At 54.5% G+C, this 555-nt stretch carries 1 protein-coding gene; it reads left to right on the forward strand.

Annotated features, from left to right (window positions below; all coding sequences use genetic code 11):
- Nucleotides 1–555, forward strand: a 555-nt coding sequence (locus AC1D1X_RS25335; protein ID WP_477699641.1) for a hypothetical protein, incomplete at both ends; no start/stop codon positions are given.

Consider the following 555-nt stretch of genomic DNA (forward strand, 5'->3'; position numbering starts at 1 on the left):
AACCAACACCGACGGCGAAACTGTATTGCATATTGTTTTGTCGTCAGCAGAATTCGAAGCCATCGAAACCTGCCGGTGGGTCGTTGAGAGATGCAAAGACAACCTGAATCCCGTCACCCAGTGTGGCAGCCCGATTTGGCACTCGTTCGACAGTGGTGAAAATTCCTTAGGCGCACGGATCTTCAGGGAGCAGGGTGCGCTTTTGATCGCGCCTGAAGGGTTCTATGAAAACCTGTCGCGTGATGAAGTCGTTGTCGAGTCCGCGAAGCACAACGATGTCGATACCCTGAAGACACAGTACCAAGATCAGGATAGGGAGGCTGTTCTCTGCACCGCCGTGGAGCACGCGGCACTGGATGTGATTTTGTGGATGAACGACCAGCAACCGATAGACTGGTTTTCCGAGGTCAAAAGCGTCAGTGGGCGTAGCAATGACTCGCCCTTCCCTCAGCTGTACGAGCAGCCGTTTAATTGGCCCTCGGGGAACACCGATCTTGTGTTCCTTGACCACCTCATCAGCGGGATTGCGTCCAGYGTGGAAGCACTGGACCGGGT

The sequence above is a fragment of the Polaromonas sp. P1_G4 genome (assembly GCF_056405475.1).